Genomic DNA, 10,458 nt, shown 5'->3' with positions numbered 1-10,458 from the left:
ATTGCTTCACGCAAAAATATAAATATCCACCTCGGCATTTATTTTTGATGCATGCTTTTTTGTATATTTTCTTATTGATGCAGTTTGAGTCAAAGTTAAATTTTTTAGGAAATAATAAGGTTATTGTATTCATAAGTAAATCAACTCTATGGATTTATCTGTGGCATATTCTAGGTTTGCGATTGGCAGGAAAAGTAATTCCAAATGCACATTGGAGCTTAAAATATGTTTTTGTGCTATCCATTAGTCTATTGTTAGTATTTGTGCAGAATAAGATATTAGATATAATAGAGACAAAATGGAAAATACCAATCTTGAAGGTTTTTCGAGGTTGATAGCATAACAAAACTTCAAAGCCGACAAAAACTTTGTCACGTAAGTTGCTCTTCGTGGCTTTGCGCCACCGCAACTTCCGCGCCAATTTTGCCCGTTGGGCAAAACCGTTTTTGCGGTTTAAGCAATTGTTATGTGGACGCCCGCATTGGGGCGCTGTTTGGAATAAAAATGATACAAATTAAAGCGGTAAAAAAAATTATCATATTTATCTTTATTTTACTTTTTTCATTTCTTATATTATTTTTTCTTTATTGGAATATTGGAAATGGGTATGAAAATCATGCTAAAAAAATCGGGAAACAGATTATAGAAAAAATAGATAATTATAAAAATATTAACGGGAAAAACCCAGATTCTTTTATTGATTTGGGCTTAGCTCCTAATGATATGTGGGGTGGAATTGGTACTGAGTATAAGGGGATTAATTTCTGGTATGATAGGATTTCAGATAATGATTATGTTATTTATTTTGACTTATCAGTTGGAGAAGCTCTGTATTATAATTCTTATACAAAAGAATGGGAATAAATACTATAACAAATCAGGTCAAGCCTGATTTGTTATAGTATTTTGAAAATGTTGACAATTTCAAAATATCACCTTATTATATAATTATGAAGTTCAAAGTAGAAAAATTGCCGCAAGCAGAAGCAGAGATAAAATCTTTGGAAGAATCTCAGCAGAAACTGCTTGGAGACGAATACACAAAGATTGAAACTCAAGGAATTGAATTTGTCCGTGTAAAACAGTTGCAAAAAGATATTTTTGAGATTAAATCCAATGAACTTCGCTCGCTTTTCAAATATAAGGCCGGGAAAATTATTGTAGTTGGAGTTGTTTTTGTAAAGAAAACACAAAAAACTCCAAAGGATAAGATAAAGCTTGCAAAGCAGCGTTTAAAGGAGGTCTGATATGGATTATGTTTTTGTAAAAGATTCGGAAGGTTATGTTTTCAAGAAATTAGAATCAGAAGTTTTTCCAGATGAAAAAATTATCTCTGAAAAAGAGTATATGAAAATATCAGGGCTTGCTTCTTACGAAAAGAAGTTTGGTCACGGTGGCGCAAGAGAAAATGCTGGAAGGAAACAAAAATTCGGTTCACCGTTAAAATTTCAGATTCGAGTAACAAAAGAAGAAAAAGATTTTCTTGCATATGCAAGAGAGCATAATTTAAATTATTCTGCACTGATGCAGATGTAAAATCACATAACAAAGGTTCGTAGCCGACAGGCAGTCAAGCTGCCTGCGGTACAACCAGTTGTTATGTGGACGCCCGCACTGGGGCGCTTTTTAGATGAGGTTTCTATGAGTGAATTATATGAAATGGAAAATGATGTTGAATCGTTTGCAGATGATATTGAAAATATTGCTTCCTACAACTCCGATGTTGAAGAATATTATAAAGGAACTCAAATATATTTTAGTGATTTAGATTGTAATCCAGGAATTATGTTCTTAGGTATAAATCCCGGTCAAGGTTATTGGAAACAAAATCATGAAGTTGTAAGAAGATATGAACCTCTTGATTATAATGAGTATTATGATTTCTACGACTGTGGCGGATATTCTGGTTATCAGTTGGCAAAGGATTGGGTTGATATTTTTGAAAATCGCGTTTGTAGATTGGATTTATTAAAACACAGTGTAAAATCCAATTGTTATTTTTTTTGCTACAAAAAATGTTAATGATTTAAGTCGATTGAAAAATGAACTAGATGGTATTACCGATTATGATTTAGAAGAGAAATCTAAAGAATGGAACAGAACTCTTTTAGACTATGTTCAACCGTATATACTAATTTGTGAAGGTTATGAGGTAAGAGACAAACTCTATGAGTGGTATCCTGATGAATTTGAGATGTACGATGAATATACAGGAAAATTATCACTGGATAGCGGTGATATAGATGTTCTTGTAATAAAAAGAAATCACAGTAATATTCAAGATAAAGCTTCGGTAAGTAGTGAGTTATCAGATTTGATTAGTAATAACGATTTGACTTTTATCGATGATGATGACTGCGACGACTGCAACTGCGATTGCGATGACGATGATGACTGTGATGATTGCAACTGCGATTGCGATTGCGACGACGACGATGACTGTAATGATTGCAACTGCAACTGCGATTGCGACGACGACGATGACTGTGATGACTGCAACTGCGATTGCGATGACGATGATGACGATGATGACTGTGACGATTGCAACTGCGATTGTGATGACGATGATGACTGCGACGACTGCAACTGCGATTGCGATGACGATGATGACTGTGACGACGAGGATTCAGACGGCTCAAATTCCTATGTTAGCCCAATTGTATTAGCCTCTATCTTAACTAGGAAGAAAAAATGATAAATATATGTATGTATGGTTGTAGAAGTTGCAATTTTTCTTGTGCATATTGTATGGGACCTGAGAAAAATAATAAAAACGAGAAATTTATCCTTGATAAAGAGCAACTTCGCAGAGCAATATCATACTATAGGGAAAACTGTGTAAAAAAATCCAAAGGTTTTGCAATTTGGGGCGGTGAACCTTTATTACATTTTGCAGAATTAGTTGAAACCATAAGTTTTTTGAACGACAACTTTCCAAAGGAAAGAATAATGGTTTCTACAAATGGATTTTTATTAAAAACTCCTAAAATACGCCATTTTATTCAAGAAAAAAGATTGAAACTTCAATTATCTGTAGATGGTGTAGCACAAAAAATTCGTTCAGAATTTAATCCTTTAGAAAATGAAATTGTGTCTAGTTTTTTAGCAAAATTAGCAAAATCTGGTTTATTAACGATAAACTGCGTTATGCACCAGCAAAATTATTCAGTGAATAAAAATATCGACTATTTTACTAAATGGATGAAAACATATGACTGTTTAGAGTCTAATCTTAATATAAGATTCACACCTTTTAATGAAAGCGACTTAACACCTGCTTTTAATTTAACAGGAGAACATCTGTATACATTCTTAAATGAATTCGAAGCTCTCTATATAAAAGCTCTTCTAGGAAAATCGACAGATTTAGTTTATAAGCATTTTTCAATATACCCATTAAAGACAGTCAAAAAATCAAATTTTGAAAAAATCGATTGGTCTGATTTTAATCAATGTTCTAAGTTTTATACAAACAAATCAAATATTTCAAAACACATAGATACAAAAGGAAAGTTTATATCTTGTAATTTAATAGATTCAGGAACTGAACCTCGTGGAAAAACTCTAAAGAAAATTCCTGAGTATTGTAATGGCTGTGAGTTTTATTCGATGAGAGGCTGTTTTCCATGTCCGAGTGCAGATTTTACAGAAAAATGTGAATGGAAAAAAGCATGGATGCAGTTTCAACAGAGAATGCTTTTACTAAACAAACTTTTAAGGAAAAAATAGAATGTCGTTTAATCACACAAAATCAAACACAATGGTCAATATCACAATTAGCACACTCAATAACAAGAAAAGCTCATTGAAATATTGTTTTATAAAAGAACTTGGCTTTAACTTCGATGAAGTTGAACAGTTTACGACAGGAGAAAAAGCCAATATAAAAGATGACAATCTCGATAACAAAGAGATAGATATAGTAGGTCTTGGTAAAAACAACGACCCCAAAGTTTTAATTGAGATAAAAGTCAATATTCATGAAAAATTGCAAGATTCTCAAAAGATAAATTCACATTATCAGAAGTTTGCAGAATCAAAAGCAATTCAAATATATTATATAGTTCCTGAAGAGTATTCACATCAAGAAGAAATTGGTTCTGCTAAATATGTAACTATAAAGACTTGGAACGAAATTCTCGAAAAAACATCAGAATATGATACTATATATTCTGATGCAATCGAAAATAATGTTGAAAATGTACCATGTATTTATTCTCACAAAAATAAGGCATTTATGGCAAGGGTATGGGAAGTTCTATGCCGAATGAATCTAAAAATAGATTTTTCAAAAGAAAATGTGATGGGAAATTATTCTGAAAACGAAGAATTTGGAAATTGGGTATACACAGAAGAAAATTTTGGAATAGGCTTCTATTCAGATGGTGTTTGGTTATGGTACGAAACATCAAATTTTGAGAAATATAAACAAATTGGATTTAATTTATACAAAGATATTAAAAATATTGTTTGGAAGGAAATAATGAAAATAGATGACTTTAAGAATAATGATATTAAAAAAGTTTCCAAAGAATTGAAATCAAAATATGATGAAAACTTGGAAAAAATAAAAGCAATTAAGTAAATTATCACATAACAAGAAGTTCAAAGCCGACACAGGCTCAAGGCCTGTGCGGTTTAACTCATTGTTAGGTTGATGGCGCACTGCGCCACTTATTGTCAATAAGGTAAATCTTCCGGCAAATTTTCTCCAAACAAGGAAAAATCCAAAGGAGGATTTTATTTATGGATACTTATGTTATAACCGTATGGACTGATTTGAATGGAAAAATGCATACTGCACCTAGTACAGTCCAAGCAGGAAGTTTGTCTGAAGCAAAGGCTAAATTCAAAGCAACACATCGCGATTGCAAAACCGTTAATGGTGCTCACAAAAAATAGGGAGAAATAAAAAATGCGTACAAATGCGGCAATTGAATCTGGCGAAACATTAGGAGAATTAGGATTCTTTGGAGCTATAGGATATTTTATCGGATTTATTGTAAAAACAATAATTTTGTATTCTATTTTTGCAGGTTTTGCTTTGTTAAGAGATTATATATCTTATAAGGGCTTTCAGATGGATTCAAATGGGGTGTTGATTTATGCAGGTTTGATACTTGCATACTGCTTAGTTTTCGATATTTTTTACATAATTTCAGAGGGAATTTTAAAAGATATTATTGTAGGTCTTATAATTTCTTTAATCGGTGTTGTAATTGCTACAATTTTTCCTCCTGCGGGAATTATCATAATTGTTTTAGGAATAATATCTATGATTCGTCAGATTATTTCTTTTATAAAAATGATACCGTTCCTACTTATGGGGGTGTTTCTTTCAGTCTTGCTTTTATCTGAATATTTTATGCCTGATTTTATTGAGCAATTTGGTGTTTTTTCTCTCAATATTGGAAAATATACTCTTACATTCAATAAAATAATGTATTTGTATTTTGCTATTACACTTCTTATATCAATTAATCTCGGATTTAAATATTCATTGAAAGATGCTCTTTTTAGACAGACAATTATATTCTTGTCACTTCCAATTATGTGCTTAATTTTTTATCTTGTAAAAACTAGATTAAATACACCTATTTGTGAACCTGGTGAAATACAAAACTCTTCAATTAACGGAGGAAAAGTATTTGTTAGAGGGCATTATAGAAGTGGAAGATGGATTCATTCATTTTGGAGAAATCGCCCTACGTTATCCATATAATGGAGGAGAATACTATTCTTATGTATAATTAACCTAACAAAGGTTCGTAGCCGACAGGCAGTCAAGCTGCCTGCGGTACAACCAGTTGTTATGTGGACGCCCGCAATGGGGCGCTTTTGGAGTAAAAAAATGACAGAAAACAATGTTGAAAAATTAGTTGAATTAAATTTTAAGAAAATAGGTATCGATAGAATTGGAAAAATCGAAGATTATTTTTTTTCAATAGAAGACAAACAAGATTCAGAAAATGAATTAATTGTTTCTTTTAATTTTGCACCGAATAATAATAAAAGTAAATTATTCGAATTTTTTGATAAACTTGAGGAAAGTAAACAAATTTCAGAATATAATATAGACAAAAATCTTGTACGTGTTGTTTACATTGAAGATGAAAAAGAAACTGTTGATATTTTTTTGAATGGTATTGTAAATAAGTTTAGGGAAATCGACGGAAAATGTATTTGCTCCAATTGTGATAATACAGAGAACCTTTCATTTTATTCAAATGGGAATGTATATTCACTATTGTGCGAAAGTTGTGGTACAAATGTAATCGATCAATTTGAAAAAGATAAGTTAGCAAAAAATAATTATATAAAGGGTCTTCTTGCAAGTTTAATCGGAGCATTAATAGGTTCCGCAATATGGATAATAATCGGTGCTCTTGGATTTTTTGCTTCAATAGCTGGACTTGCAATATCTTATTGTGCATTTAAAGGGTACGGAATTGCAAAAGGAAAGCTTACACGCAAAGGTATAATATTGAATGTAATAGCAATAGTTATTGCATTCTTGTTTGCTCAGTATGCAGTTTTGTTCATTCAATTTATGAAAGAATTTGAAAATATGGATTTGTTCGGTTTTATAATTCTTACACCAGTTATATTTAGTGATTTAGAATTTGTAAAATCTTTGCTTCCAGATATTGGACTTGGTATATTGTTTGCATTCCTAGGAACTTATAGAACAATAATTAATAATTATAAATCTGCAAAAAATTCTGAGAATATAAAAGTAGAAAAAATTGAATTATAATCACATAACAAAGGTTCGTAGCCGACAGCGGGTCAAGCCCGCTGCGGTACAACCAGTTGTTATGACGACAGGCGCACTGGCCTGCCTTTTTTAGAAAAGAAAATAGAAAAAAAAGTATATAAGCTATTTTGTAATAAGTATATTTATAATTTCTTTTATTTCAGTTTTTTTGTTTTTAAAAAATTCTGATATGCTTTTGGAAAATTTCAATTACAAGAAATTGAAAATTGAAAGAATTAATAATGAAATAATTATATTAAAAGACCGTCATATTAGAAATAATAAGATATACGGTTTGAATTATGTAGCACCAGCTGGAATTTACATATATTATAATCCCAATTCCTTCGATACAAAATTTGTAATATGGAATCCCTCTGAAATTTATACTACAAATAATGAAAAAATCTTTTGGCTAAAATTAAACAGAAATATTCTACCAAAACTCGAAGAACAAAAAATTTATTTAATCAATTTCTGTAATCAACCAAGCATGGTAGACGAATTCTTAGAAAAATTAAGGGGGCAGGAACAATTTGAAGAATATGAAGTTGATTATTATGCCCTTTCGCCAGAACATGAAAATGATATTGGATATTTTAAATATAAAAAATTCAATTCCTTTATTACTTTTGTAAAGTATGATTTATGTACTTGTGGTTCAGATTCTTGGATAGAATTTAATGAAGAAAATAGTCTTCTTAATAAAATGAAAATTTATACTTCTTGGTTTTACTATTAATTATAAGAAAGGAATATTTTAGAAAGCAAGTCAAGCTTGCTTTCTAAAAATACAATTGAACTTTAGGGTTTGCGCAAGGAAGCGGTAGAACGCGGCTTTACGCCGCTTGAAAAAAAATATAATAAATAATAGAAGCGTAGCTTCAAAAAATACAGAATAATTCTTATAGAAAAAAAAATAAGGAATCTCATTCTGTATAAGAAATATATTTGTCATAACAAAGGTTCGTAGCCGACAGCGGGTCAGGCCCGCTGCGGTACAACCAGTTGTTAGGTTGATGGCGCACTGCGCCACTTGTCGTCGATAAGGTAAATCATCCAACAAATTTTTTCTCTAAAAATTTGGGTAGTGTACACTACCCAAAGGACTTGAAAGAGTCCTTTGGGCGAAGTCTTGTTACACTCGACTTCGCCCAAAAAATCAAAAATAAAATCGTTGGAGGATTTTATGAAAAAATTTTTGGTGACAATTGCCATGGCAATTTGTGTAGCAGGGGCATCATTTGCACAGAGTTTCAATATTGATGCAGGTGTTGCAATGGATTATTCAGACGGATATGACGGTATTGCTTTTGGAGGAACAATCGATTTTGATTATGTTCTTCCTGCAAATGTTGCAATTTTCTCAAATACTGATTTTGCATTTGGAAGCGGTTCACCAAATTTTGTAATTGCAGAAATTTTGGGAGCAGGATATAGATTCAACCTTTCAGAAAAACTGTATCTTCAGGCAGGTGCCGGACTTGGAGTCGTATTCTTTGACCATAATGTTGATTCAATTCCAGGAGTTGATGGCGAAAGCGACACTATGTACGGCGAGTTCGGACCAGCACTTGCTGTAAAATTCGGAATAAAATTCACTGAAACTATTGGAATGAATTTTGGACTTGATGCTATCGTTCATCCAGTGAAGATTTTCCACGACAATGAAGATGTAGGACTTGACCCAGAATCTCATCTGTCTGTAATTCCAAAGGTCTGCTTTGTATTGTCTTTCTAAGAGTAATTAGTTAAATTTAAACATCAGCCAAGTCAAACTTGACTGATGTTTTATACGGCGGGTCAAGCCCGCCTTTTTTTTTAACAACAAGATTCAACTGCCATTGCTTTTTTATTACTTTTGTATTATATTTTAAATACGGAGGTAATTATGAGAACAGCGGTAATTCAAACAAGAGTTGACACAGCTCTAAAATATGATGCGGATAATTTTTTTGAATCAATTGGAATGGATACAACAACGGCAATACGTATTTTTTTGAAGCAAACTTTGATTCAGCATAAAATACCATTTGAGATTGTCCAAGATAGTTCATTTTATTCTGAGAAAAATAAGAAAGCATTGGAACATTCAAAAATGCAGATGGAAAATGGCCAGCATTCAATACACGAGCTTGTCGAGGTATAGAAATGCACAAGGATTTTTCTGATGATGCCTGGGCTGATTATACATATTGGATAACGCAGGACAAGAAAACGCTCAAGAAAATAAATCAGCTTCTTGCAGATATTGAGCGAAACGGTAATAACGGAATTGGTCATCCAGAACCATTGAAAGAAAATTTAAGTGGCTATTGGTCACGAACAATAGATGAGAAAAATCGTCTTGTTTATAAGATCGAAGATGGACTGATAAAAATTATTCAGTGCAAAAATCACTATGATGATAAATAAAACCTAACAAAGCTTCAAAGCCGACAAACCGGTCAAGCCGGTTTGCGGTTTAAGCAGTTGTTATGTGGACGCCCGCACTGGAGCGCTTATTGTTAATAAGTAAAATCCTCAAACAAGTTTTCTCAAAATTTTTGGAGGATTTTATGAAAAAGAAACTTTTTGTATTATTTACAATCATTGGAATTGTAAGCTTAAGTTTTATAAGTTGTCAGTTCGATAGCGAGGACGATACTTATACTGTTTGGACAGATCTTAGTTCATATTCAGATTTTCAATCTAATTTTAATACAACCTTAAATGATGGTATGTATGTAAGATTGGAGTTTACATCTTCACAGTGGTCTCAAATTTCTCCTTCGATAACAAGCGAAGGGCGACATTCCTGGACTAAAAGTCAAATAAAAGATTGGTTATTAGGAAGAGGATTTGGTGATTCAGAATCAACTCAAGAATCAGCTTGGATAACAACAATTGATCATGGATTTATTGCCAGTCGAACCGGTAATACAGTGTATTATATATTGAAATAAGGGCATATTTTTCATCGAGTCAAGCTCGATGAAAAATAGAAATATTAGAATTAAAAAATCAGGTCAAGCCTGATTTTTTTACGTCTCTTGAAATTGTTGACATTTTCAAGAATTATGATAATATTATAATTATGAAGTTCACAGTAGAAAAATTACCTCAAGCAAAAAATGAGATAGACTCACTTGAACAATCTCAAAAAGATATGCTTGAAGCAGATTATAAAAAAATACAAGAACAAGGAATTGAATTTGTTCGTGTAAAGCCGATTCAAAAAGAAATTTTTGAAATAAAAACAAATGAACTTCGTTCTCTATTTAAATATAACGCCGGGAAAATTATTGTTGTTGGAGTTGTTTTTGTAAAGAAAACGCAGAAGACTCCAAAAGAAATCATTAAGCTTGCTAAGAAACGTTTGAAGGAGGTCTGATTATGGATTATGTTTTTGTAAAAGATTCTGAGGGCTATGTATTTAAAAAATTACAATCAGAAGTTTCTTCAGATGAAAAGATTATTTCTGAAAAAGAATATATGAAAATCTCGGGACTTTCCTCGTATGAAAAGAAATTTGGTCACGGTGGCGCAAGAGAAAATGCAGGTAGAAAACAAAAATTTGCCCTACCGCTAAAATTTCAGATCCGCGTAACAAAAGAAGAAAAAGATTTTATTGCCTACGCAAGAGAACATAAAGTAGACTACTCTGCTCTGATGCAGATGTAAAATCACATAACAACTGCTTAAACCGCAAACCGGTCAAG

General features: G+C 32.1%; 18 protein-coding genes. All 18 read left to right on the top strand.

Going from position 1 to position 10,458, the window contains the following annotated elements; translation table 11 throughout:
- Positions 1–335: hypothetical protein (locus JI65_RS17185; RefSeq protein WP_207106103.1), on the top strand; the 335-nt coding region annotated here is incomplete at its 5' end.
- Positions 336–468: 133 nt separating this feature from the next.
- Entirely contained in the window at positions 469–864 is a 396-nt protein-coding gene (locus JI65_RS15845; RefSeq protein ID WP_191018136.1) for a hypothetical protein, read from the top strand.
- Positions 865–1,001: 137 nt separating this feature from the next.
- Entirely contained in the window at positions 1,002–1,247 is a 246-nt protein-coding gene (locus JI65_RS15840; protein WP_191018135.1) for a type II toxin-antitoxin system RelE/ParE family toxin, read from the top strand.
- A gap of 1 nt (position 1,248) precedes the next feature.
- On the top strand, positions 1,249–1,536 hold the full coding sequence (locus JI65_RS15835) for a hypothetical protein (protein WP_191018134.1): 288 nt from the start codon (positions 1,249–1,251) through the stop codon (positions 1,534–1,536).
- A gap of 105 nt (positions 1,537–1,641) precedes the next feature.
- Positions 1,642–2,022, top strand: coding sequence for a hypothetical protein (locus tag JI65_RS15830; protein WP_191018133.1), 381 nt, complete (start codon positions 1,642–1,644; stop codon positions 2,020–2,022).
- Between the two features lie 323 nt (positions 2,023–2,345).
- On the top strand, positions 2,346–2,666 hold the full coding sequence (locus JI65_RS15825; protein ID WP_191018132.1) for a hypothetical protein: 321 nt from the start codon (positions 2,346–2,348) through the stop codon (positions 2,664–2,666).
- 25 nt (positions 2,667–2,691) lie between these two features.
- The gene (locus JI65_RS15820) at positions 2,692–3,729 is read left to right on the top strand and encodes a radical SAM protein (RefSeq protein WP_340138457.1); all 1,038 of its coding nucleotides are present in this window, start codon (positions 2,692–2,694) and stop codon (positions 3,727–3,729) included.
- 1 nt (position 3,730) lies between these two features.
- Positions 3,731–4,585, top strand: a complete 855-nt coding sequence (locus tag JI65_RS15815) for a hypothetical protein (protein WP_191018130.1) — start codon at positions 3,731–3,733, stop codon at positions 4,583–4,585.
- Between the two features lie 161 nt (positions 4,586–4,746).
- On the top strand, positions 4,747–4,902 hold the full coding sequence (locus tag JI65_RS15810) for a hypothetical protein (RefSeq protein ID WP_191018129.1): 156 nt from the start codon (positions 4,747–4,749) through the stop codon (positions 4,900–4,902).
- 13 nt (positions 4,903–4,915) lie between these two features.
- On the top strand, positions 4,916–5,722 hold the full coding sequence (locus JI65_RS15805) for a hypothetical protein (protein ID WP_191018128.1): 807 nt from the start codon (positions 4,916–4,918) through the stop codon (positions 5,720–5,722).
- A 129-nt stretch (positions 5,723–5,851) separates the two neighbouring features.
- On the top strand, positions 5,852–6,757 hold the full coding sequence (locus JI65_RS15800) for a LysE family translocator (protein WP_191018127.1): 906 nt from the start codon (positions 5,852–5,854) through the stop codon (positions 6,755–6,757).
- 196 nt (positions 6,758–6,953) lie between these two features.
- Positions 6,954–7,499 carry a hypothetical protein gene (locus JI65_RS15795; protein WP_191018126.1) on the top strand — a complete coding sequence of 182 codons (546 nt, stop codon included), beginning with the start codon at positions 6,954–6,956 and terminating at the stop codon, positions 7,497–7,499.
- A gap of 447 nt (positions 7,500–7,946) precedes the next feature.
- A complete protein-coding gene (locus JI65_RS15790) occupies positions 7,947–8,498 on the top strand; it encodes a hypothetical protein (RefSeq protein WP_191018125.1) in 552 nt (183 codons plus the stop codon).
- A gap of 150 nt (positions 8,499–8,648) precedes the next feature.
- Positions 8,649–8,906, top strand: a complete 258-nt coding sequence (locus tag JI65_RS15785; protein ID WP_191018124.1) for a type II toxin-antitoxin system RelB/DinJ family antitoxin — start codon at positions 8,649–8,651, stop codon at positions 8,904–8,906.
- A 2-nt stretch (positions 8,907–8,908) separates the two neighbouring features.
- Positions 8,909–9,172, top strand: a complete 264-nt coding sequence (locus tag JI65_RS15780) for a Txe/YoeB family addiction module toxin (RefSeq protein ID WP_191018123.1) — start codon at positions 8,909–8,911, stop codon at positions 9,170–9,172.
- Positions 9,173–9,315: 143 nt separating this feature from the next.
- Positions 9,316–9,702, top strand: a complete 387-nt coding sequence (locus JI65_RS15775; protein WP_191018122.1) for a hypothetical protein — start codon at positions 9,316–9,318, stop codon at positions 9,700–9,702.
- A 131-nt stretch (positions 9,703–9,833) separates the two neighbouring features.
- The gene (locus JI65_RS15770) at positions 9,834–10,130 is read left to right on the top strand and encodes a type II toxin-antitoxin system RelE/ParE family toxin (RefSeq protein ID WP_191018121.1); all 297 of its coding nucleotides are present in this window, start codon (positions 9,834–9,836) and stop codon (positions 10,128–10,130) included.
- A gap of 2 nt (positions 10,131–10,132) precedes the next feature.
- Entirely contained in the window at positions 10,133–10,420 is a 288-nt protein-coding gene (locus JI65_RS15765) for a hypothetical protein (protein ID WP_191018120.1), read from the top strand.
- Positions 10,421–10,458 lie beyond the last annotated feature (38 nt).

It is taken from the genome of Treponema zioleckii (genome assembly GCF_014737315.1).
In the GTDB taxonomy this organism is placed as follows: Bacteria; Spirochaetota; Spirochaetia; order Treponematales; family Treponemataceae; genus Treponema_D; species Treponema_D zioleckii.
This window is presented reverse-complemented; position numbering and strand designations above follow the sequence as displayed.